This is a genomic window from Pseudomonas sp. IC_126 (genome assembly GCF_004331835.1).
Lineage (GTDB): Bacteria > Pseudomonadota > Gammaproteobacteria > Pseudomonadales > Pseudomonadaceae > Stutzerimonas.
This window is the reverse complement of record NZ_SJSS01000006.1, coordinates 162,697-184,071: the sequence shown is the minus strand read 5'-3', so window position 1 is coordinate 184,071 and position 21,375 is coordinate 162,697. Positions and strand designations below refer to the sequence as shown.

Here is a 21,375-nt window from a genome sequence, read left to right as displayed (position 1 = left end):
ATGACAGGTTGGAGCTAACCCAATGAAAGGAACCCAGCAACTCGCCCCTGGCCAGTCGCCGCTGCCGCTGTATGTGCAGATCCGTGATGACCTGCGCCGCAAGATTCTCGAAGGCAGCTACGTGGTCCATGAGCGCCTGCCCTCGGAAAACGAGCTGATGAACGCCTTCGGTGTCAGCCGCATCACCATCCGCCAAGCGCTGCGCGACCTGCACAACGAGGGCCTGGTGTTCAGCGCTCAGGGCAAGGGCACTTACGTCAGCAAACCGAAAGCGGTGCAGAACGTGCAGCGCCTGCAGGGCTTCGGCGAAGCGATGGCAGCCCAAGGCTACGAAGCGACTGCGCGACTGCTCTCGATTCAAGAACGCAAGCCACCCAAAGCCGTGGTCGCCGCGCTGCATCTGCTGGCAGGCGAGGAGGTTGTCGAGGTCAAGCGCGTGCGCTACTTGAACCGCGAGGCCGTCTGCGTCGAGAACAGCTACTTCCCACTCGACATTGGCCGGCGGATGTTCGGCCTGGATCTCTCTGGCGACATCTTTCCGCTGCTCGAAAACGCCTTCGGCATTGCCCTTGGGCGTGCCGACATCAGCCTCGACGCCACCCTGGCCGACGAAGAACATCAGCACTACCTGGCCCTCAAGCCCGGCGAACCCATCCTGCGCGTCGAGCGGCTGACCCATGACCGCGCTGGCCGTCCCATCGACTTCGAATACCTCTGCTACCGCGGCGACGCATTCAAATACCAGTTCCGAGTGGATCGGAAATAGGAGGCAACATGACCACTATCAACGACATCCCAGTGATCGATACCGACGTGCTGGTCATCGGCGGCGGCACCGCCGGCCCGATGGCTGCTGTAACCGTCAAGGAGCAGGACCCGAACCTCAAGGTCATCCTGCTGGAAAAGGCTAACGTCAAACGCTCCGGCGCCATTTCCATGGGCATGGACGGCCTCAATAACGCGGTGGTCCCCGGTCACGCCACGCCCGAGCAGTACGTCAAGGAAATCACCATCGCCAACGACGGCATCGTCCACCAGCCGGCGCTGATGGCCTACGCGACTCGCTCGTTCTCGATGATCGAGAAACTCGACTCCTGGGGCGTGCACTTCCAGAAAGACGAAACCGGCGACTACGACATGAAGAAGGTGCACCACCTGGGCACCTACGTACTGCCGATGCCCGAGGGGCACAACGTCAAGAAGATCCTCTACCGCCGCCTGCGCCGCGTACGGGTAGAAATCGAGAACCGCTTCCAGGCCACCCGCCTGCTCAAGGATCCGGACGGCAACATCGCCGGCATGATCGGGGTGAACACCCGCACCGCCGAGCCGATCATCATCCGCACCAAGGCGGTAATCATGGCCACCGGTGCCGCCGGCCGCATCGGCCTACCGAACTCCGGCTATCTGTTCGGCACCTACGAAAATCCGGCCAACTGCGGTGACGGCCACGCCATGGCGTACCACGTCGGCGCCGACCTGGTGAACCTGGAGTGCTTTCAGGTCAACCCACTGCTCAAGGACTACAACGGCCCGGCCTGCGCCTACGTCACCGGCCCGCTCGGTGGCTTTACCGCCAACGCCTACGGCGAGCGCTTCATCGAATGCGACTACTGGTCCGGGCAGATGATGCTGGAGTTTTTCAAGGAACTGGAATCGGGCACGGGACCGGTGTTCCTTAAGCTCGATCACCTGGCCGAGGAAACCATCCAGGAAATCGAGACCGTCCTGCACACCAACGAGCGTCCGACCCGCGGCCGCTTCCACGAAGGTCGCCACATCGACTATCGCCAGCGCATGGTGGAGATGCACATCTCCGAGATCGGTTTCTGCTCCGGCCACTCGGCCTCCGGCGTATGGACCGACGAGACCGGCGCCACCACGGTGCCTGGCCTCTACGGTGCCGGAGACATGGCCTCGGTGGCGCACAACTACATGCTCGGCGCGTTCGTCTATGGACAGATTTGCGGTGAGAGCGCCGCGACGTTTGTCAAGGACCGCAGCGAGCCTGTACTCGACGAAGCCTTCATCGCTGCCGAGCTGGCGCGCATCCAGGCGCCGCTTATGGTCAAGGACGGCATCCCGCCCGAGCAGATGGAATACAAGGTGCGCCGCCTGGTGAACGACTACCTGCAGCCACCGAAAGTGACCAAAAAGATGGAGATCGGCCTGGAGCGCATCCTCGCCGTGCGCGAAGACGTGCCGAAGCTCGCCGCCGCCGACCCCCACGAACTGCTCCGGGCGCTGGAGGTGCAATCGATCATCGACTGCGCCGAGATGGCCGCGCGCGCCTCGCTGTATCGCACCGAATCACGCTGGGGCCTGTACCACTACCGCGTCGATTTTCCCGAGCAGGACAACGCCGAGTGGTTCTACCACAGCCGCCTGTTCAAAGACGCCAACGGCCAGATGGCCCACGGCAAACGCCCGGTCGCCGACTACGTCGTTCCGCTGGGCGAAGAGAAAGACGCCTACAGCAAGCTGCGGGTGAAAAAGGCCGCCAATGCCTGACTGTAGGGGCGACGCCCAGTGATCCCTGATGCCAACGGGCGAATGAATTCGCCCCTACAGGACGAACGCCCGATGCCGCTCCGTAGGGGCGAATTTATTCGCCCAGCGAACCCTGATGCCAAGTGGCGAATGAATTCGTCCCACAGCGAAGCGGGTCGACAGTGCCCGCTCGACTGGAACCGAGGAGATAAACCATGCCCGTAGCCACCCACCGCTCTGCCGTCCCGGTCATCGTCGACGAAGAGAAATGCATTGCCGAAAAGGGCTGCCGCGTCTGCATCGACGTCTGCCCGCTGGACGTCCTGTGGATCAATCCGGACACCGGCAAGGCGCACATGAAATACGACGAATGCTGGTACTGCATGCCCTGCGAGACCGACTGCCCGACCGATGCGGTCAAGGTGAACATTCCCTATCTGCTGCGCTGAGGAGCCGCTGATGAAGACTTATGACGATCCCATGTTGCAGCAGATTGCCGACAACCTGGCCTCAGAAGACCCCGGCATTCGCCGCGTCGCTGTGCTGGAGTTGGTCGACTGCGGCGAGCCGGAAGCCGCCGAGCTGCTGATCCTGGCGCTTAACGACGAAGACCCCGCGGTGCGCCAGGAGGCCGCTAAGGTGGTCGACGAATTCGATGCGGTGGACATCGCCGACGCGCTGATCGCTGCCCTGCAAGACAGCAACGAGGTGGTGCGCAACTCCGCCGCCCATGCGCTGGCCGATCTCAAGGACCCGGCCGCGGCGATGCCGCTGCTCGAAGCGCTGGAAGGCACGGATGACCCCTTTGTCGTGGCTGGAATCCTGCGGGCGGTCAAACCGCTGCGCAACCCGGCCGCCCAAGCCCCGGCGCTGCAGCGCATGCAGGCAGCCGATGCCGGCGTGCGCCGCGAGGCGGTGGCGGTGATCGGTTGGCTGAAGCAGACCGAAAACCTTCCCGCGCTGATGGAGCGCGCCGGGCACGACGAGGACGCCGAAGTGCGCCGCGCCGCCACCGGCGCCCTGGTCTACGCCACGCCCGAGCAGGTCGGCCCGACGCTGGTCGGCCTGCTGCATGACGCGCACTGGCAAGTGCGTGTCGAAGCGGCGGTCAGCATCGGCAAGCTCAATTACCAGGCGGCCTTACAGCCCTTGGTCGAGGCCACGCACGACAGCTTCTGGCAGGTCCGCGAAAAGGCCGTGGACGCGCTCGGCAAACTCGGTGCGATCGGCGCCATCCCGGCGCTCGGCGTCTGCGCTCGCGACCCGATGAGCAACCTGCGCAAGGCCGCCATCGGCGCGCTGGGGACGATCGGTCATCACGATGGCCGGGCCTTCGTCGAGGCTGCGATGGACGACCCGGATCCGGACGTCCGCAAGCTGGCGCGCTGGGCCATGTCGAAACTCGACGCGGCAGCGTGATTATTCGGGACTCGTAATGCGTTGTGATCCACCGACCGATGCTGCCACCGAGCGGTTTCGGCGGGCTGAAGCCCGCCCTACGGGTGGCGCATCGAACGATTAACAGACTCGACGCGGCTGTACGGGGCTTACCAAAAGTCGCACTACACCGGCACCGAGATCCGCGCAGCTCCGCCCCCCCTTCCTGGAGAGAGGGCTGGGGTGAGGGGGACGCATCGATTGATGTTGTCACCAAGCGCGTTCGGCGGATTGAAACCCGCCCAACAGGTTTGGCGTGTTGAGCGATTTACATATTTGACGCGTCGATGCAGGGCTTATCAAAGGGCCGCCCTGCACCGCCGCTGAGATCCACGCCGCTCTTGCCCCCTCTCCCTTTTGGGAGAGGGCTGGGGTGAGGGGCCGGGCGCACCAGAGGAGCCTATGAGATGACTTATGTCGTTACCGAAAACTGCATTCGCTGCAAATACACCGACTGCGTCGAGGTCTGCCCCGCAGACTGCTTTCACGAGGGGCCGAACTTCCTTGTGATCAACCCCGAGACCTGCATCGACTGCAGCCTCTGCGCGCCGGAATGCCCGGCCGACGCGATCTTTGCCGACAACGCGCTGCCGGCCGACCAGAGCCACTTCATCGAACTCAACGCCGAGCTTGCCGAAGTCTGGCCCGTGATCACCCAGACCAACAGTCCGCTGGCCGAGGCCGATACCTGGGTCGATCAGGGCGACAAGCTGCAGTTCCTGGAGCGCTGAGCTGTGCCCGAACTTGTCATGACGAGTTGGTTTCGCTGTGTGCTGCTGACGCTGGTAATCGGCAGCGCGGCCCTGACCGGTAGTGCACGGCCAGTCGAAGACCAGAGCCGCTCCGTCAGGGCCCCCGAAACCCCTGCCCTGATGATGCCGGACGGGTATCCGCCGCGCCTGTTACGCACTTTTTCCAAGATCGCTTGAGGAATTGCCCATGACCACCCAGACCCTGATTGCCCCTCCCCAGGAAATCCGCCTACGCAAGGCGCAGAAGATGCTCGAAGTGCTCTGGTCCGACGGCGTGCGCAGCCAGCTCAGCTGCCTGGCGCTGCGCAAGTCCTGCGCCTGCTCGATGTGCGCCCAGGCGCAGCAGCGCGGCACGCTGACACTGATTGATGCCGACGTCGGTGTCGATCGGCTGGAGGTGTCCGGTGTCAGCGGCGTGCAATTCCATTTCAGCGATGGCCACTACCGCGGCCTGTATCCCTGGGCCTACCTGCGCGAACTGGGCGAGCGCCTGCAATGAATACACGCGCCCAGCAACTGCTCGCGCCGCCCTTCGCTGTCGTCTGTCGGCTGTATCCCGGCGCGGCGCTATGCATGGTGCTGGCCCTGGCCGGCAGTTTTCTGGCCGAACACTACGCCGCGCCCGCCCTCATGCTGGTCCTGCTGCTGGGGTTCGGTTTCGCCAGCCAGGCCGCCGATGTACGCATGCAGCCCGGCGTGACTTTCTGCAGTCGACAGATCCTGCGCATCGGCGTGGCCTTGCTCGGCGCGCGGATCGGAGTCGAGCAACTGCTGACCGTTGGCAGTCTGCCGCTGCTGATGGTGGCGACCAGCGTGCCGCTGACCATCGGCGCCGCGTTACTGCTTGGCCGCTGGCTGGGCCTGCCGACCCTGCACAGCCTGGTTGCCGGCACGGCGGTGGCGATCTGCGGTGTATCGGCAGCGATCGCCGTGGCGGCGGTGATTCCCGCTGGCCGGCTGGAGGATCGACGGCTGCTCGGTGTGGTGGTTGGCGTCACCGCGCTGGGCACCCTGTCGATGCTCGTCTACCCGCCTTTGCTCGCCACCCTAGGCTATGACGATGTCGAAAGCGGGCTGCTGCTCGGCGCCAGCATCCACGACGTGGCCCAAGCGGCCGGCGCTGGCTACCTGGTGTCGGAGACAGCAGGCGATGTCGCCACCCTGACCAAGCTGTTGCGCGTCGCCCTGCTGGCACCGCTGGTGCTGCTGCTTGGCTGGCTACTACGCCGCGGCGATTCCGGTCGCGCCGAACTCCCTCTGTTTCTGCTCGGTTTTCTCGCCCTGTTCGGACTTAACAGCCTCGGCTGGCTGCCGACCGGTTTGCGCGAAGGGCTCGTCGCTGCATCCAATGCGTGCCTGCTGGTAACCATGGCGGCGCTCGGCATGCGCACCACTTTGAGCGAGCTTTTCGCCCAAGGCTGGCGACCGATGCTGCTGCTGGTGGTGCTCAGCGTCGGCCTGCTGCTGAGTGCGATGACGATGCTGGCGATGGCCTTGCCCTAACGATTTCTACTGCCTCGTTTCCGTATCCACTGTTGGAGGATTTGTCCATGGCTGCAATCGGTACCGAAAGCGTTCTCAGCGTCCGTCACTGGAACGACACCTTGTTCAGCTTCACCACCACCCGCGATCCGGGCCTGCGCTTCGAGAACGGTCACTTCGTGATGATCGGCCTTGGCGTCGAGGGCAAGCCGCTGATGCGCGCCTACAGCATCGTCAGCGCGAATCACGATGAGCATCTTGAGTTTCTCAGCATCAAGGTGCCGGACGGCCCGCTCACCTCGCGCCTACAGCATCTCAAAGAGGGCGACCCGATCCTGATCAGCCGTAAACCCGTGGGTACGCTGGTGATGCACGATCTACGGCCCGGCAAGTACCTCTACTTGTTCGGCACCGGCACCGGTCTTGCGCCCTTCATGAGCATCGTCCGTGATCCGGAGGCCTACGAGCGCTTCGACAAAATCGTCCTGGTGCATTGCGTGCGTCAGGTCAGTGAGCTGGCCTACCACGACTACTTGACGCATGAACTGCCGGAGCACGAGTTTCTCGGTGAAGAGGTTCGCGAGAAGCTCATCTACTACCCCACCGTCACCCGTGAGCCATTCCGCAACCAGGGCCGCATCACCACCTTGGTGGAAACCGGCAAGCTCGCCGCCGACATTGGCCTGCCGCAACTGAACAAGGACGATGACCGCGTGATGCTCTGCGGCAGCCCCGCGATGCTCGACGAGCTGACCGGAATGCTCGACGAAATGGGTTTCGAAGCCTCGGCGCAGCAGGGTGAGCCCGGCGACTACGTGATCGAACGCGCCTTCGTCGAGAAATAGCCGAGCCGTGACAGCGCGCATGCTCGCGAGGTTGCAAGTCCCATCGCGAACACGCGCGCTCCTATGAAGCCATGTGGATCTAGCCTTGGAGCACGCCATGAACCTTCACCGTTTCGCGACACCTGTCGTCGGGCTGCGTCAGCAGGCTGAGCAATCCCTGTCCCAGTGGATCGAGCCTTGTCTCGGCTGCGACTTATTCACCGCCGGTGCGGTGCGCGAGCTGCGCGTCGACGGCTCGCGGCTGCACCTTAGCCTCGCACTGGGCTTTCCCGCCGATGGATATCGGCATGACCTGAGCCGGGCTCTGAAAGCATTGCTGTTGGCCCACACCCAGGCCACCACAGTGGAGGTGGAGATCAACTGGACCATTACCGCAGCGCCGGCAACGGCTCAGGCAGTGCCTGGCGTGAAGCATCTAATCGCGGTCGCTTCGGGCAAAGGCGGAGTGGGAAAATCCACCACCGCGACGAATCTGGCACTGGCCCTGGCCGCCGATGGCGCGCGGGTCGGCATGCTCGACGCCGATCTCTATGGTCCCAGCCAGCCACGCTTGCTGGGGCTTTCCGGCATCCCGGAAAGCCGCGACGGCAAGCTGGAACCGATGCTCGGCCACGGACTGCAATGTATGTCCATCGGCTTTCTCGTGGATGAAGAAGCCCCGGTAATCTGGCGCGGCCCGATGATCACCCAGGCGCTGACCCGGCTGCTGCAAGAAACCCACTGGCAGGAGCTCGACTACCTGATCGTTGACCTGCCGCCTGGCACGGGCGACATCCATCTGACTCTGGCGCAGAAGATGCCGGTCTCCGCCGCGCTGATCGTCACCACGCCGCAGGACCTCGCCCTGCTAGATGCCCGCAAGGGACTACGCATGTTCGAGAAGGTCAACGTGCCGGTGTTGGGCATCATCGAGAACATGAGCCTGCATCTCTGTAGTCAGTGCGGACACGAAGAGCACATCTTCGGCAGCGGCGGCGCGCGGCGCCTGGCCGATCAGTACGGCAGCGAGCTGCTTGGCGAATTGCCGCTGGACATGCGTATTCGCATTGGCGCAGACGATGGGTTGCCGATCGTCACTGCCGAGCCGCAAGGTGCGCTGGCACAGAGCTACCGGAACATTGCCCGCCGGGCCATGGCACGGCTGTCGCTACGCTCGCACCAGACTGCAGCTAAGTTGCCGCAGGTGGTCGAGGCCTGATCCAGCCTTTCTCCTTCCGTAAATCTGGTTGCGTTTGGGTGGGAACTGATGTGCGGCACCGACCCCACGCCATCATCTAATGCCGCTTAAGGCGCCCCGAAGTCTCGGTCTCGGACAGCTTCATGCTCGGCCATTTCAGCGCTGACCGAAGCGCTGAGCGCCAGGGGCCCCTCGCCGAACGTCAGGGGCAGCATTGAAGCAAACGGTACGCGTACTTCACCTACGGCCAATTTGTTCCGCGACCTAACGGTCATTCGTCGCAAACCCAGGTGCCGCTCGTCGTTAAGCCTCGCGCATGATGGCACTTGCCGTATCCTCGCCGGCTATCGGAGCCGAAGAGCCCGAACCGCAGTCCGGCATATAAATCGCATCCAACGAGCCCGTACTGCTCAGCGCCACCCAATTGGCGCTTGCGGGGCTTTCCCGCGTACAACTGTGGTCCGCCTCGATGGCGGTTGTTTGTCAAACGTCGGCTTCCCGATTGGATGTGAAATGAAAACACCACGTCTGCTACAAGGCCGCCGCGGCCCTGTGCTCTCCGTTCTGCTAGTGCTGGCGCTCGCCGCCGGCCTGGCCTACTGGCAATTCAAGCCCAGCGTTCCGGCCACGCCAGCCACCGGCGCCGCAGCCAGCATGCTCGAAGCCTTGCAGGAATCCACAGAGCCCTGGGAAGCCAATCGCCAGGATCTTTCGGTACTGATAAATGACCTGCGTGGTGCCACCATCGCCAGCGCGGCGCTCGGCCAGGATGCGGTCTATATCAGCCTGAACGACGGGCTGCGCTACTGGATACCGGATCAATCCGGCCGCGTAGCCCAGTTGCTGCTCGATCACTATGTCAGTAGCGAAGGCCAGCTGTTCCCGCTGACGCTGTTCGAAACGGACGGTGAAGCGCCCTGGTACAAGGCGCTGGTGCCCTACGCACCCTTCATCCTTCTGTTGATCGGTGCGCTCAGTTATCTGGCGATCAAGAGCCAAGGCTTCCGCGTGCAGCGCAAGGGCAGCGGCATCGGCTTTGCTGACGTGATCGGCGCCAACGAAGCCAAGCAGGCGCTCTCCGACGTCACCGCTTACCTCCGCGACCCCGCTGCCTACGCCGCGCTGGGCGCCCGTCCGCCCAAGGGCGTGCTGCTGACCGGCGAGCCCGGTACTGGCAAGACTCAGCTGGCCAAGGCGCTGGCAACCGAGTCCAACGCCAGCTTCATCCAGGTCACCGGTAGCGATTTTTCCTCGATGTACTTCGGCGTCGGCATCCAGAAGGTCAAGGCGCTGTTTCGCACCGCGCGCAAGCAGGCGCCCTGCATCATCTTCATCGATGAGATCGACGGCATCGGCAAGCGCGCCGAACAACAGCGCTCCAGCGACGCCGAGAGCAACCGCATCATCAACCAGTTCCTCGCGGAGATGGACGGCTTCGACGGCGCCAGTGGCGTGCTGGTGCTGGGCGCGACCAACTTTCCCAACTCGCTCGATCCGGCGCTGGTGCGCGAAGGCCGCTTCGACCGCTCGATTGCCGTCGGCCTGCCGGGACTCGCCGATCGGGAAGCGCTGTTCCGCCTGTACGCCGGCAAGATCCGGGCTGCGCAGGATCTGGATTTCGCTCAACTGGCGCGCAACACCGTCGGCCTGACGCCCGCCGCCATCGCCTATATCGCCAACCATGCCGCCCTGCTAGCCGCGCGTGGCGCAGCGAAGACAGTAACCATGGAGCACTTCGTCGACGCCGTGGAAACCTGCCGCATCGGCGAACAGCCATCGGGCGTCACGCCCATGTCGCCGAACGACCGCAAGCGCATCGCCGTGCATGAAGCCGGTCACGCGCTGGTCGCCGCCGCGCTGAAAGTGGGTCGCGTGGAAAAGGTCACCATCCTGCCGCGCGGTCAGGCGCTGGGCGTGACGCTGGTGACGCCGGTGGAGGACAAGCGTCTGCACATGGAGTCCGAGTTGCGCAACCGCATCCAGATGCTGCTGGCCGGCCGGGGCGCCGAACAGTTGTATTTTCATGAAGTGTCGTCCGGCGCCGGTCAGGATCTGCAGGAAGCCTCGAAGATCGCTCTGTCGATGGTCGGCGCGCTGGGCATGGGGCCGAACGGTTCGCTGCTAAGCCTGCAGGCGGTGCGCGACGCGCATATCGAATTCGATTCCGGCGAGTCGATTCGCGCCGCGGACAACCTGCTCAAGCAGCTGGACCGCGACTGCATGGCGCTTTTGCAGCGGCTCAAGCCGGCGCTGGACGAGGTCGCCGAACGCCTGCTGGCCGAGGAAACGGTGCCCGGTGAAGAGGTGCTGGCGGCCATCGAGCGCCTGCCCGAGCATCACCACGAGGCCAGCGTCAGTTCTATCATCGGCCACGCCATGAGCAGCATCGACCGCGTCGCGGCCAGTGCAATGGCGGACGCCCAATTCCTCGAATTGGCGCCGGTGGAACAGCCCGAAGACGACGGTCCGGGAATGGTCTGAAGAAGGCTGGGCAGGGTTCACGCACTGTGAGAACTGCCCAGCTTTTTCGTCTCCGAAAAAACGCGGGTTATGCCTGCCCCGCTTCGCGTTCAGCTGTCAGCGCTTTTCAATCGATAACCACCAGACGGTTCGGCAACTCGTTGCGCTCATGAGTGGCCGGCACGTGTTGTTCGAGCAACGAGCCGCACGCCTCGATACAGTTCAGAAACCCCTGAAGCACCTGCCCATTGCGCACGTCGTCAGTAAAATTCTCGACGATCGATTGCCAGGCGCTGTTGTCGATTCGGCTGGAAATTCCACGATCCACCAGAATCTCGACATAACGCTCGGCTTCGCAGACAAAGATCAGCATGCCGGTGCCGCCCTCGGTGTGGTGCAGATTCAGCTCTATGAATTGCCGACGCGCCAGGTTGCAGGCCCGCCAATGCCGGACCGAGCGTGGAATCAGCCGTGTGGTCAGGCTGGGAATCCGGAAGATCACCGCCAGCACGATGAACGTCAGCCACTGCACCAGCAGTAGCTGCCAGGCTGACAACCAGCCTGTGAAGAACAGCAACGCGCCGGGCAACAGCAAAGCGATCAGGCTGGCCCACAACAGCGGGATGTAGCGATAGTCATCGGCTTGCGCCGCCAGCACCGTCACCAGCTCGGCGTCGGTGCCACGCTCCACGCGCTCGATCGCCTCGGTTACTTGTTGCAGCTCGCTTTCGGTCAGTAGGGTCATTGCTCGTTCATCGTCGAGGTAGGTTCTCGTTGTGTTGATCTAGGGCCAGATTTTCAGTCACCAGCCACCCGAGGCGCCGCCGCCACCGAAGCCGCCACCTCCGCCGCCAAAACCACCTCCACCAAAACCGCCACCGCCGAAGCCACCGCCGCGCCCCATACCGCCTAGCAAGGCGCCGAGCAGCAAAGCCTTGCGACCACCGCCCCGGCCGCCCCGGCCGCCGCCGATGACGAAGATGGCCACCAGCATCAGGAAGAAGCCGAGGATGCCGAGCCCGCCAGGTTCCTGCGCGCCCATGGGCATCGCTGGGCGCATGGCCGCGCTCTGCAGCGGGTCGCCACCGAGCACCTGCACCATCGCGGCGGCGCCTTCGCTGATGCCGCGGGCGAAATCGCCCTGCTGGAAGGCCGGCGCGATGATGCCGTTGATGATCATTGAGGATTGCGCATCGGTCAGCCTGCCTTCGAGGCCGTAGCCGACTTCGATGCGAATCCTGCGGTCATCACGCGCGACGATCAGCAGTGCGCCGTTGTCCTCGCCCTGCTGCCCGATGCCCCATGCACGGCCGAGCTGCACGCCGAATTCCTCGATGCTGCGGCCTTGCAACTTCGGTACCGTGACCACCACCACCTGCTCGCTGGTGGCCTGTTCATGGGCGGCGAGCATGCTGGTCAGGCGAGCTTCGGTCTGGGGGTCGAGCAGCTCGGCCTGGTCCACCACCCTGCCGGTCAGCGTCGGCAACTCGGCGTCCTGGGCGAAGACGCTGCCGCAGATCAGCAGCAGCGGGAGTAGCAGTAGCCTGATGCTCATTCAAACTGCACTTGCGGCGCCTGATCAGCGTTCTCGGCGGTGGCCTCGAAGTTCTCGCGAATCGGCATGTCGCTGTACATCAGGGTGTGCCAGATGCGACCGGGGAAGGTACGAATCTCGGTGTTGTAGCGTTCGACCGCCGCGATGAAGTCGCGCCGCGCCACGGCGATGCGGTTTTCCGTGCCTTCGAGCTGCGACTGCAGGGCAAGGAAGTTCTGGTTCGACTTCAGTTCCGGGTAGCGCTCGGACACCATCATCAGCCGGCTCAGAGCGCCGGTCAGCTGGTTCTGCGCCTGCTGGAACTGCTGCAGCTGTTCGGGATTGTTCAGCGTATTGGCGTCGACCTGGATCGACGTCGCCTTGGCTCGCGCCTCGACCACAGCGGTCAGGGTTTCCTGCTCTTGGCGGGCGAAGCCCTTGACCGTCTCGACCAGGTTCGGGATCAGGTCGGCACGGCGTTGGTACTGGTTTTCCACCTGGGCCCAAGCCGATTTCACCTGCTCGTCATACTGGGGAATATTGTTGATGCCGCAGCCGGCCAGCAGCCAGGACATGAACAGGACAACCAACAGTTGCCCGGTGATTCGATAGCGCTGCATCTGCATGATTCGCTCGTCCGCTCAAGATTTGAGTACCTAAATAGGGATAGTCAGACGGCGGCAGAGTTCAGCGAGCGTAAGGTTCGGCTTGTTAGATGGGCTTAGATCACTCCGTCCCGCCGCAGAGACGCAACCTGCTCCGGAGCCAGGCCCAGCAATCGCTGCAGCAGCGCCTCGCTGTGTTCGCCCAACAGCGGTGGTGCCTTGCGATAGTCCACAGGCGACTCGGACAGGCGGATCGGGCTCGCCACCTGCGGCACGCTGCCCGCCAGCGGATGTGGTATCTCCAACCGTAAACCGCGCGCCTGGACGTGCGGATCGGCGAACACCTGCGCGACGTCATTGATCGGTCCACAGGGCACGCCAGCGCGTTCAAGTTCCGCCACCCAATCGGCGGTGGTACGGAACACCGTGACCTGGCGAATCATCGGAATCAGCTCAGCCCGGTTCGCAACCCGTGCCTTGTTGCTGGCGAAACGCGGGTCATCGGCCCACTCGGGACGCCCGGCCACATCTGCGAACTTGCGGAACTGCCCGTCGTTGCCGATGGTGAGGATGATGTCGCCGTCAGCCGTGGGGAAGTCCTGATACGGCACGATGTTCGGATGGGCATTGCCCATGCGCTTGGGCGCGACGCCGGTGGTCAGGTAGTTCATCGCCTGATTGGCCAGGCAGGCGACCTGCACGTCCAGCAGCGCCAACTCGACGTGCTGGCCGACGCCGCTCTGCTCGCGATGGTTGAGCGCGGCCAGCACCCCAACGGTGGCATAGAGGCCGGTGAGAATATCGGTCAGCGCCACGCCGACCTTGACCGGCCCGGCGCCCTCGTCGGCATCGCTGCGGCCGGTCAGGCTCATCAGTCCGCCGAGGCCCTGGATCATGAAGTCGTAGCCGGCGCGCTGGGCATAGGGACCGTCACGGCCGAAACCAGTGATCGAGCAGTAGATCAGTTGCGGGTTGATCGCCTTGAGGCTTTCATAGTCCAGCCCGTAAGCAGCCAGCCCGCCGACCTTGAAGTTCTCCAGCAACACATCGCACCCAGCCACCAACTCACGAATGATCCGCTGGCCTTCTGGCTGGGTGAAATCCAGGGTCAGCGACTCCTTGTTGCGGTTGGCCGACAGGTAATAGGCGGCCTCCGAGGTGTTCTCGCCCTGTTGGTCTTTCAGATACGGCGGCCCCCAGTGACGGGTATCGTCGCCCGTACCGGGCCGCTCGACCTTGATTACCTCCGCGCCCAGATCACCAAGAATCTGTCCGCACCAAGGACCGGCTAGCACGCGGGACAGATCCAGTACGCGGATATGGGAAAGGGCGGCGGGCATAGATATCTCTCGGGTACAAATAAGATAGAGCGGATCGGCGTTTGCGTAGGAGCGAGCTTGCTCGCGAATGGCTGTGCGCGCTCTTCGCGAGCAAGCTCGCTCCTACAGGTCATCGCTTAAAAAAACGCCTGAATCCCCGTTTGCGCCCGACCGAGAATCAGCGCATGCACGTCATGGGTGCCCTCGTAGGTGTTCACCACTTCAAGATTGACCAGATGGCGCGCCACACCGAATTCGTCGCTGATGCCGTTGCCGCCGAGCATATCGCGGGCCAGACGGGCCACGTCCAGCGCCTTGCCGCAACTGTTGCGCTTCATGATCGAGGTGATTTCCACGGCAGCGGTGCCCTCGTCCTTCATCCGGCCCAGGCGCAGGCAACCTTGCAAGGCCAAGGTGATCTCGGTCTGCATGTCGGCAAGCTTCTTCTGGATCAGCTGATTGGCGGCCAATGGACGGCCGAACTGCTGGCGATCCAGGGTGTACTGACGCGCGGTGTGCCAGCAGAACTCGGCGGCGCCCAGTGCACCCCAGCTGATGCCATAGCGGGCGGAGTTGAGGCAGGTGAACGGACCCTTCAGGCCGCGCACATCGGGGAACGCATTTTCTTCGGGGCAAAACACGTTGTCCATCACGACCTCGCCGGTGATCGAGGCGCGCAGGCCGACCTTGCCGTGGATCGCCGGTGCGCTCAGACCTTCCCAGCCTTTTTCCAGCACGAAACCACGAATGGCGCCCTCGTCGTCTTTGGCCCAGACCACGAAGACGTCGGCGATGGGGCTGTTGGTGATCCACATCTTGCTGCCGCTGATGCGATAACCGCCCTCGACTTTCTTCGCCCGGGTCACCATCGAACCCGGATCGGAGCCGTGGTTCGGCTCGGTCAGGCCGAAGCAGCCGATGTATTCGCCGCTTGCCAGCTTGGGCAGGTATTTCTGCTTGGTTTCTTCGTTGCCGAACTCGTTGATCGGCACCATCACCAGCGAAGACTGCACGCTCATCATCGAGCGGTAGCCCGAATCGATGCGTTCCACCTCGCGGGCGATCAGGCCGTAGCAGACGTAATTCAGGCCGCTGCCGCCGTAGGCTTCGGGAATAGTCGCGCCGAGCAAACCAGTTTCGCCCATCTCGCGGAAGATCGCCGCGTCGGTCCGCTCGTGGCGGAAGGCCTCCAACACCCGCGGCGCCAGCTTGTCTGCCGCGAACTGCTGGGCGCTGTCACGCACCATGCGCTCCTCTTCCGTCAATTGCTGGTCGAGCAATAGCGGGTCGATCCAGTTGAAGCTTGCCTTGGCGGTCATGAGCGAATCCTCGGACGTTTTATTGTGTTCCGGTAGAAGCTGCTGTGCCCCTACGGGGAACGAATGTCAGAGAGGCTAGGCCGGTAGTCGCCGTCGGGCAACCGACGATTTCGCACCTACCTGTGCGCGTCCCTCACTTCGGGATATCATTCTTGCCCTCAGATGCACGAATACATGAGATTTCCGCATGCGTCGCAAAATTCCCAGTACTGCAGCCCTGGTCGCTTTCGAAGCGGCCGCGCGTCATCAAAGCTTCACCCGTGCCGCCGAAGAGCTGGCCTTGACCCAGAGCGCCATCTGCCGCCAGATCGGTGGACTGGAGGAATTTCTCGGGCTGGCGCTGTTTCGCCGCTCGCGGCGCGGCGTGCAACTGACCGAGGCAGGGCAATCCTATGCGCGGCGCATCGCCGCGCAACTGGATGCGGTGGAACGCGACACTCTCTCGGTGATGGGTCAGCAGGGCGCGATGAGCCTCGAACTCGCCGTGGTGCCCACCTTCGGCACTCAGTGGCTGGTGCCCCGATTGAAGGATTTCCAGGCGCGGCATCCGCAGATCAGCCTCAACCTGACCAACCGCACCCGGCCGTTCCTTTTCGCCGATACCGATTTCGACGCCGCCATCTATTTCGGCGATGCCGATTGGTCCGGCACCGAGGCACACTTCCTCATGCCTGAGGATTTACAGCCGGTCTGCAGCCCTGCGCTGCTTCACGGCGGTGAGCCGCTTGATGCCGAAGCCCTGGCCAGGATGCCACTGCTGCAGCAGAGCACCCGGCCCTATGCCTGGCGGCAGTGGTTCGATTCGCTGGGGATGAAAGTCGCCCGCGACATGACCGGGCCGCGATTGGAGTTGTTCTCGATGCTGGCCCAGGCGGCGGAGCATGGGATGGGAGTGGCGCTGATTCCGCCGTTTCTGATCCAGCGGGAGTTGGCTGAAGGGCGGTTGGTGATGGCGCACCCGCATGCGTATCGCAGTGGGACGCAGGGGTATTACCTGATGATTCCGGAGCGGAAGGTGGAGGCGGCGGGGTTGGTGGCGTTTCGGGAGTGGTTGGTGGGTGAGGCGCGGGTTTGGGCCGGCGGCGCAAGGGGCTGATTTCGGAGCTAGCTGGGAATTGGGTTTCGCCCCGCTGGGCGAGTCACTTTTTCCAAACGCGGAAAAAGTAACCAAAAACGCTTGCCCCTGCATACGGCCCCGGCTACGCCGGGGTTCCCTCGCTTCATCGCTGCTCCGGGGGCCGGCGTACAAGGGCCATCCATGGCCCTTTACGCCTCTCGCGGCATCCATGCCGCTCGCTCCCCTACACAGCGACTCCACTCGGCCTCCTGAAAGGGGCGTTTGGTGTCGCCTGTTAGTTCGTGCAAAGAAAGAGCAAAAGAACAAAAGAGCAAATATGGCCTTTCACACGACTCGGACTCCCTTCCCCTTCAGGAGGCCGATCGCAGGCGTTGCGCAGGGGGTTGCGAGGCAAGACGCCGAGCGAGGAGTGATGGATGGCCCTTCGCGAGGGGCGCCTAGCTCGACCTCCGGAGCGACGCCGGCATGGGTCTTTGCGAAGCAAAACCAGGATGTAGGGGGGCGATTTCTTTTGCTTACTTTTCTTTGCGCCGGGCGGCGATCCGCAAACAAAGAAAAGTAAGACGCCGTGCGAGGCGCAATCTGTAGCCCGCACCGAAGAAAGCGCGACGTGTATGCAGGCAACCAAATGCCTAGTTCAGTCGCGGCAACGCCGTCCCTATGACTACTTCTTCTTGCGGGGTTTCAAATACTTGGTCAGCCCCTGAAACCACATCACCAACACTGGGTTGCCTTGGATCTGGATGTCTTTGTTCTGGATGCCCTGCATGAAGGCCAGCTGCTTGTTCTTGGCATTCATGGTGGCGAAGCCATAGGCACTGTCCTTGAAGCCGATGGCAAAAGCCGGCTCCGCGGCGGGAGCGCCCTTGCTGGTGATGCGCTGATCCTTGACGACATAATGCCGCGCTACCTTGCCGTCCAGTGTATGCAATTGGAAGGTCAGGTCCTTGTCGCCCAGCTGCTGCTGGAAATCGGGATTGGTACGGCTGGCCTTGGCCATCAGGCGGCCCAGCATCCAGAGAAGAAAACGAAATTTCATGAATTTGCCGACCGTTAGCGAAAGGTGTCGCATTGTAGCGACTGATCGGAGCAGCGGAAGTGCGGGAACAGCTGGGTCCGGAGCGGACCGGCGGGTCAGGCTGACCCGGAGCCGCTCGGGCCCCGGGCAGCGCGTATCAGTTGATCGCGTCTTTCAGCATCTTTCCCGGCTTGAACGCCACGGTATTGCTGGCCCTGATGGTGACGGGCTCGCCCGTTTGCGGGTTCTTGCCCGTACGGGCGCCTCGGTGGCGTTGCACAAAAGTACCGAAACCAACCAAGGTCACGCTGTCCTTGCGGTTGAGCGCGTTGGTGATTTCATCAAGTACGGCGTTGAGTACACGATTGGCCTGATCCTTGGTGAGATCGGCTTTATCTGCGATAGCGGCAGCGAGTTCCGGTTTACGCATGGGTAGCCTCTGACTTTTTTGTTTTTGTATTCGCTGTTTCCAAACAGCGTTCCGAGCACTGCAACAGCTCTACGCTGCGGCAGTGCCACTGGGAGCATGGCACGCTGCTAGCACTCGCGCCAGCCCCCGCCAGCGCTTTACCGAGTCATTCAGAAGACTTTAACGACAGAAGCTGAGGCACTTCCGCCAAGACCGGCGGCAGCTGCTTATTCAAGTCCAGACGCTCCCGCACGGCCGCCCCGGTCAGCGCGTAACCCAACAGATTGCCATCGATGCCGCGGAATAGAGCCTTGAGGTCGCTGCCCTCGCCTTCCACACTCCAATGCCCGTCGCTGCCAGCCGCCGGCGGTGATACCACCAGAGGACAAACCGGAGTTTTCACCGTAATCGGCATCGGTCCGTAAGCCACCGAGGTCGGCTTGCCGGAAAGCGTTTGTGCAAGCGCGCGCACGCCGCTCATCAAGGGCATCACGTACAGCAGATTGAGCCCGCCGACCTCAGCGCAATCCCCCAGCGCGTAGACGTGGTTGGTAGAGGTCTGCAGCATCCGGTCAACGGTAATACCGCGATTGACCTTGAGCCCTGCAGCAGCCGCGAGTTCGGTGCGTGGGCGCAGGCCAACGGCGCTCACCACCAGATCGCAGCTCAACCGCTGGCCGTCCGACAGCTGCGCTTCGAGGGCATCGCCACTCCGGTCCAGACGTTCCAGCACCGGGCCAAGGTGAAAGCGCGCGCCCAGCGACTCCAGCCCTCGCTGCACGGCCGCCGCAACGTCCACCGGAAGCAACGACGGCATGATCTGTTCGCAGGGTGCGACCAATTCCACCTCGTACCCACCGTGCAGCAGGTCATTGGCAAATTCACAGCCGATCAGCCCGGCGCCGACGATCAGTACACGTTGCTTGCCTCTGGCAGCCTCACGGAAGCGGCCGTAGTCGAGCAGATCGTTGATCGGGAAGATGGCGTCCTGTGCATCGCCTGCGATTGGCACCTGAATCGTCTGCGCGCCCCAGGCGAGTACCAAATCGCAATAGGGCACCGGCTCGTTGCCAATCCACACGCGGCGATTGTCCGGGTCGAGGCGTGTTACCCGCGTATGGGTGCGGATCTCGGCGTTGAGCTGGATGGCCATCTGCCCGGCGCTCAACATGCCGAGGGCATCGGCGTCCTTGTTCATGGCGAAACCGGTGGACAGCATTGGCTTGGAATAGGACCGACCGTCATCGGCGGTGATCAGCAGCAGCGGCGTCTCGCTGTCGTGCTTGCGGAACTCCCGCGCCAGGTTGTAGCCCGCCAGGCCGGTGCCGATGATGACCAGCGGCGCGTCCGGCATGCCTTTAGTGTTCGATTCGTTCATATCAGCCAATCGCGATCATTTCGAAATCCATCTTGCCCACGCCGCAATCGGGGCACAGCCAGTCTTCAGGCACATCTTCCCAGGCGGTCCCGGGTGCAATGCCTTCGTCCGGCCAGCCTTCGGCTTCGTCATAGATGAATCCGCATACCACGCATTGCCACTTTCTCATCGTTCACCTCGATCATTTTCGGTTGCGCTGCACGCTATACCAGAACGCTGCGATCCACCAAACCCTGGAGTCCCGTCGATAGACCATCGGCCGGCTAAGGATCTCAGCACGAAACAAAACGGGCGGCCTAAGCCGCCCGTTCGGGTCCCTGTACGCCTTTAACTGGCGCTAGCGATTCCCGACAGCGGATCGGTGATACCCATCACATAGAAGCCGATGAGACCGATGGTGCCGGCCAGGATGAGGTAATACAGGGTCGGCAGCATGGTCTTGCGCAGGGTCACGCCTTCGCGCCCCAGCAGGCCCACGGTTGCCGAAGCCGCTACCACGTTGTGGATGGCAATCATGTTGCCCGCCGCGGCGCCCACCGACTGCAGTGCCACCATCAGCGCACCGGAGAGGCCCAACAGGCCCGCGGTGTTGAACTGGAACTGCGACAGCATCAGGTTGGACACGGTATTGGAGCCGGCGATGAAGGCGCCCAGGGCGCCAACCGCTGGGGCGAAGAACGGATACACATCGCCCACACTGCTGGCCACCAGCTGCGCCATGGCCACTGGCATGGAAACCAGGTCCGAGCCGTTGACGCCGGAGTTGATCAGGATCCGCACCATGGGGATGGTGAAGATCAGCACGAAGCCAGCACCGAGCAGCGTCTTGCTCGATTCGGAAATCGCCGCGCCTAGTTCGCCGGCCTTCATCCGGTGCAGGAAGAAAGTGACCAGCACCACCATGCAGAGAATGCCGCCCGGCAGGAACAGCGGCTCCAAGGTGCCGGACACGCCGGTTTCACCGAGGATGTCCCTCCAGCCGAAGCTGACCGACATCAGCGCCGCCTTGACGTCTGGGAAGACTCGCGAGATCACCAGGAAGGCGGCGAGCAGCAGGTACGGGGCCCAGGCCATCGGCACGGAGATGGGCGTCTTGCCAGCCACATCCTCGATCTTCATCTCGATCTTGCCCATCCAGTCGGCAGGCCACTCGCTGGCCGGGGCGAAGTCCCAGGTTTCCTTCGGCAGCAGGAAGCCAGCCTTGGCAGCCGGCACAACGATGGCCAGACCCACCAGGGCGCCGATCATCGAGGGGAATTCCGGGCCGAGGAAGACGCCGGCGGCGGCATAGGGAATAACAAACGCCAAGCCCGTGAAGATCGCGAAAGGCGCCATCGCCAGCCCTTCGGACCAGGATTTTTTGCGCCCGAAATAGCGGGTCAGGATGCACAACATGATCAGCGGCATGAGGATGCCGCACAGCGCATGGATGATCGCGACGCGCGAGAATATCAGGTGGAAGAAGACCTCCCAGTTACTGCCCACCGCCGCCAGCTGCGCGCCGATACCAGTCTGATCGAGGCCGCCACCGACCCCGACAATGATCGGTGTACCGACAGCACCGAAGGAAACCGGCGTGGACTGCACCATCATGCCCATCACCACCGCGGCCAGTGCCGGGAAGCCCAGCGCAACCATCAGCGGCGCAGCCACCGCAGCTGGCGTACCGAAGCCCGAGGCGCCCTCGATGAAGCAACCGAACAGCCAGGCCACGATCAGCGCCTGTACGCGCCGGTCAGGGCTGATGTTGGAAAAGCCCCGGCGAATCGCGGCGATGCCACCGGAATGCTTGAGGGTGTTGAGGAGAAGGATGGCGCCGAAGATGATCCAGAGGATCGCGGCAGTGAGAATCAGGCCTTGCAGCGTGGAAGCCAAGACCCGGTTGAAGGTCATGTCCCAGGCCAGCAGGCCGATCAGCGCGGTAAGCACGAATACCAGCGGCATCGCGTACTTGGCCGGCCAGCGAAAGCCGATCAACAGTACGCCCGCCAACACCAGTGGCACGAAGGCCAGTATGGACAGCAGTGTCTGACTCATTGTTGGGTTCCTTGTTTTTTGTTGTGAACCACTTC

At 63.1% G+C, this 21,375-nt stretch carries 22 protein-coding genes; 12 read left to right on the top strand and 10 right to left on the bottom strand.

From position 1 onward, the window contains the following. Positions 1-22 precede the first annotated feature (22 nt). The 11 genes from E0D86_RS18110 (at position 23) to E0D86_RS18060 (ending at position 10,664) form a co-directional block, all read left to right on the top strand. On the top strand, positions 23-766 hold the full coding sequence (locus E0D86_RS18110) for a GntR family transcriptional regulator (protein WP_131651433.1): 744 nt from the start codon (positions 23-25) through the stop codon (positions 764-766). An 8-nt stretch (positions 767-774) separates the two neighbouring features. Then, positions 775-2,511 (top strand): fumarate reductase/succinate dehydrogenase flavoprotein subunit, encoded by a 1,737-nt coding sequence (locus tag E0D86_RS18105; RefSeq protein WP_131651432.1) that lies wholly within the window; start codon positions 775-777, stop codon positions 2,509-2,511. 194 nt (positions 2,512-2,705) lie between these two features. Beyond that, positions 2,706-2,939, top strand: a complete 234-nt coding sequence (locus E0D86_RS18100) for a ferredoxin family protein (RefSeq protein ID WP_131651431.1) — start codon at positions 2,706-2,708, stop codon at positions 2,937-2,939. Positions 2,940-2,949: 10 nt separating this feature from the next. Next, positions 2,950-3,909 (top strand): HEAT repeat domain-containing protein, encoded by a 960-nt coding sequence (locus E0D86_RS18095; RefSeq protein WP_131651430.1) that lies wholly within the window; start codon positions 2,950-2,952, stop codon positions 3,907-3,909. 425 nt (positions 3,910-4,334) lie between these two features. Continuing rightward, entirely contained in the window at positions 4,335-4,658 is a 324-nt protein-coding gene (fdxA, locus tag E0D86_RS18090) for a ferredoxin FdxA (RefSeq protein ID WP_131651429.1), read from the top strand. An 18-nt stretch (positions 4,659-4,676) separates the two neighbouring features. Next, complete coding sequence (locus E0D86_RS18085) at positions 4,677-4,856, top strand: hypothetical protein (protein ID WP_219853168.1); 180 nt, start codon at positions 4,677-4,679, stop codon at positions 4,854-4,856. 10 nt (positions 4,857-4,866) lie between these two features. Then, entirely contained in the window at positions 4,867-5,178 is a 312-nt protein-coding gene (locus E0D86_RS18080) for a DUF971 domain-containing protein (protein ID WP_131651427.1), read from the top strand. Further along, the gene (locus E0D86_RS18075) at positions 5,175-6,182 is read left to right on the top strand and encodes a YeiH family protein (protein WP_131651426.1); all 1,008 of its coding nucleotides are present in this window, start codon (positions 5,175-5,177) and stop codon (positions 6,180-6,182) included. The genes E0D86_RS18080 and E0D86_RS18075 overlap by 4 nt, the downstream gene beginning before the upstream one ends. Before the next feature lie 47 nt (positions 6,183-6,229). Further along, on the top strand, positions 6,230-7,006 hold the full coding sequence (locus E0D86_RS18070; RefSeq protein WP_131651425.1) for a ferredoxin--NADP reductase: 777 nt from the start codon (positions 6,230-6,232) through the stop codon (positions 7,004-7,006). A 97-nt stretch (positions 7,007-7,103) separates the two neighbouring features. After that, positions 7,104-8,204, top strand: coding sequence for an iron-sulfur cluster carrier protein ApbC (apbC, locus tag E0D86_RS18065; protein ID WP_131651424.1), 1,101 nt, complete (start codon positions 7,104-7,106; stop codon positions 8,202-8,204). A gap of 492 nt (positions 8,205-8,696) precedes the next feature. Further along, on the top strand, positions 8,697-10,664 hold the full coding sequence (locus E0D86_RS18060) for an AAA family ATPase (protein WP_131651423.1): 1,968 nt from the start codon (positions 8,697-8,699) through the stop codon (positions 10,662-10,664). Between the two features lie 106 nt (positions 10,665-10,770). On the opposite strand, the gene E0D86_RS18055 is transcribed toward E0D86_RS18060, so the two are convergent. The 5 genes from E0D86_RS18055 to E0D86_RS18035 all read right to left on the bottom strand — a co-directional run bounded on the left by E0D86_RS18055 (position 10,771) and on the right by E0D86_RS18035 (position 15,420). Then, complete coding sequence (locus E0D86_RS18055; RefSeq protein ID WP_131651422.1) at positions 10,771-11,388, bottom strand: TPM domain-containing protein; 618 nt, start codon at positions 11,386-11,388, stop codon at positions 10,771-10,773. 57 nt (positions 11,389-11,445) lie between these two features. Next, complete coding sequence (locus tag E0D86_RS18050) at positions 11,446-12,198, bottom strand: YgcG family protein (protein WP_131651421.1); 753 nt, start codon at positions 12,196-12,198, stop codon at positions 11,446-11,448. Next, on the bottom strand, positions 12,195-12,803 hold the full coding sequence (locus tag E0D86_RS18045) for a LemA family protein (protein WP_131651420.1): 609 nt from the start codon (positions 12,801-12,803) through the stop codon (positions 12,195-12,197). The genes E0D86_RS18050 and E0D86_RS18045 overlap by 4 nt, the downstream gene beginning before the upstream one ends. A 95-nt stretch (positions 12,804-12,898) precedes the next feature. After that, a complete protein-coding gene (locus E0D86_RS18040) occupies positions 12,899-14,122 on the bottom strand; it encodes a CaiB/BaiF CoA-transferase family protein (RefSeq protein ID WP_131651419.1) in 1,224 nt (407 codons plus the stop codon). A gap of 116 nt (positions 14,123-14,238) precedes the next feature. Beyond that, positions 14,239-15,420 carry an acyl-CoA dehydrogenase gene (locus E0D86_RS18035; RefSeq protein ID WP_131651418.1) on the bottom strand — a complete coding sequence of 394 codons (1,182 nt, stop codon included), beginning with the start codon at positions 15,418-15,420 and terminating at the stop codon, positions 14,239-14,241. Between the two features lie 187 nt (positions 15,421-15,607). Here E0D86_RS18035 and E0D86_RS18030 point away from each other — a divergent pair, with 187 nt between their 5' ends. After that, entirely contained in the window at positions 15,608-16,516 is a 909-nt protein-coding gene (locus E0D86_RS18030) for a LysR family transcriptional regulator (RefSeq protein WP_131651417.1), read from the top strand. Positions 16,517-17,162: 646 nt separating this feature from the next. Here E0D86_RS18030 and E0D86_RS18025 read toward each other — a convergent pair. From E0D86_RS18025 to E0D86_RS18005, 5 genes are all read right to left on the bottom strand, one after another. Continuing rightward, positions 17,163-17,537, bottom strand: coding sequence for a helicase (locus E0D86_RS18025; RefSeq protein ID WP_131651416.1), 375 nt, complete (start codon positions 17,535-17,537; stop codon positions 17,163-17,165). A gap of 136 nt (positions 17,538-17,673) precedes the next feature. Beyond that, positions 17,674-17,946, bottom strand: a complete 273-nt coding sequence (locus E0D86_RS18020) for an HU family DNA-binding protein (protein WP_131651415.1) — start codon at positions 17,944-17,946, stop codon at positions 17,674-17,676. Between the two features lie 145 nt (positions 17,947-18,091). After that, a complete protein-coding gene (locus E0D86_RS18015) occupies positions 18,092-19,279 on the bottom strand; it encodes an NAD(P)/FAD-dependent oxidoreductase (protein WP_131651500.1) in 1,188 nt (395 codons plus the stop codon). A 25-nt stretch (positions 19,280-19,304) separates the two neighbouring features. Beyond that, entirely contained in the window at positions 19,305-19,472 is a 168-nt protein-coding gene (locus E0D86_RS18010) for a rubredoxin (protein WP_131651414.1), read from the bottom strand. A gap of 158 nt (positions 19,473-19,630) precedes the next feature. Further along, positions 19,631-21,340 (bottom strand): L-lactate permease, encoded by a 1,710-nt coding sequence (locus E0D86_RS18005; protein ID WP_131651413.1) that lies wholly within the window; start codon positions 21,338-21,340, stop codon positions 19,631-19,633. Positions 21,341-21,375: the final 35 nt, after the last annotated feature.

Bases quoted from the DNA above. Each gene is read 5' to 3' on its own strand.
- E0D86_RS18070 (WP_131651425.1), top strand. From the start codon at position 6,230: ATGGCTGCAATCGGTACCGAAAGCGTTCTCAGCGTCCGTCACTGGAAC.
- E0D86_RS18005 (WP_131651413.1), bottom strand. From the start codon at position 21,340: ATGAGTCAGACACTGCTGTCCATACTGGCCTTCGTGCCACTGGTGTTG.
- E0D86_RS18035 (WP_131651418.1), bottom strand. From the start codon at position 15,420: ATGACCGCCAAGGCAAGCTTCAACTGGATCGACCCGCTATTGCTCGAC.
- E0D86_RS18020 (WP_131651415.1), bottom strand. From the start codon at position 17,946: ATGCGTAAACCGGAACTCGCTGCCGCTATCGCAGATAAAGCCGATCTC.
- E0D86_RS18025 (WP_131651416.1), bottom strand. From the start codon at position 17,537: ATGAAATTTCGTTTTCTTCTCTGGATGCTGGGCCGCCTGATGGCCAAG.
- E0D86_RS18015 (WP_131651500.1), bottom strand. From the start codon at position 19,279: ATGCCGGACGCGCCGCTGGTCATCATCGGCACCGGCCTGGCGGGCTAC.
- E0D86_RS18060 (WP_131651423.1), top strand. From the start codon at position 8,697: ATGAAAACACCACGTCTGCTACAAGGCCGCCGCGGCCCTGTGCTCTCC.
- E0D86_RS18100 (WP_131651431.1), top strand. From the start codon at position 2,706: ATGCCCGTAGCCACCCACCGCTCTGCCGTCCCGGTCATCGTCGACGAA.
- E0D86_RS18105 (WP_131651432.1), top strand. From the start codon at position 775: ATGACCACTATCAACGACATCCCAGTGATCGATACCGACGTGCTGGTC.
- E0D86_RS18095 (WP_131651430.1), top strand. From the start codon at position 2,950: ATGAAGACTTATGACGATCCCATGTTGCAGCAGATTGCCGACAACCTG.
- E0D86_RS18010 (WP_131651414.1), bottom strand. From the start codon at position 19,472: ATGAGAAAGTGGCAATGCGTGGTATGCGGATTCATCTATGACGAAGCC.
- E0D86_RS18030 (WP_131651417.1), top strand. From the start codon at position 15,608: ATGCGTCGCAAAATTCCCAGTACTGCAGCCCTGGTCGCTTTCGAAGCG.
- E0D86_RS18110 (WP_131651433.1), top strand. From the start codon at position 23: ATGAAAGGAACCCAGCAACTCGCCCCTGGCCAGTCGCCGCTGCCGCTG.
- E0D86_RS18040 (WP_131651419.1), bottom strand. From the start codon at position 14,122: ATGCCCGCCGCCCTTTCCCATATCCGCGTACTGGATCTGTCCCGCGTG.
- E0D86_RS18085 (WP_219853168.1), top strand. From the start codon at position 4,677: ATGACGAGTTGGTTTCGCTGTGTGCTGCTGACGCTGGTAATCGGCAGC.
- E0D86_RS18075 (WP_131651426.1), top strand. From the start codon at position 5,175: ATGAATACACGCGCCCAGCAACTGCTCGCGCCGCCCTTCGCTGTCGTC.
- apbC (WP_131651424.1), top strand. From the start codon at position 7,104: ATGAACCTTCACCGTTTCGCGACACCTGTCGTCGGGCTGCGTCAGCAG.
- E0D86_RS18055 (WP_131651422.1), bottom strand. From the start codon at position 11,388: ATGACCCTACTGACCGAAAGCGAGCTGCAACAAGTAACCGAGGCGATC.
- fdxA (WP_131651429.1), top strand. From the start codon at position 4,335: ATGACTTATGTCGTTACCGAAAACTGCATTCGCTGCAAATACACCGAC.
- E0D86_RS18050 (WP_131651421.1), bottom strand. From the start codon at position 12,198: ATGAGCATCAGGCTACTGCTACTCCCGCTGCTGCTGATCTGCGGCAGC.
- E0D86_RS18080 (WP_131651427.1), top strand. From the start codon at position 4,867: ATGACCACCCAGACCCTGATTGCCCCTCCCCAGGAAATCCGCCTACGC.
- E0D86_RS18045 (WP_131651420.1), bottom strand. From the start codon at position 12,803: ATGCAGATGCAGCGCTATCGAATCACCGGGCAACTGTTGGTTGTCCTG.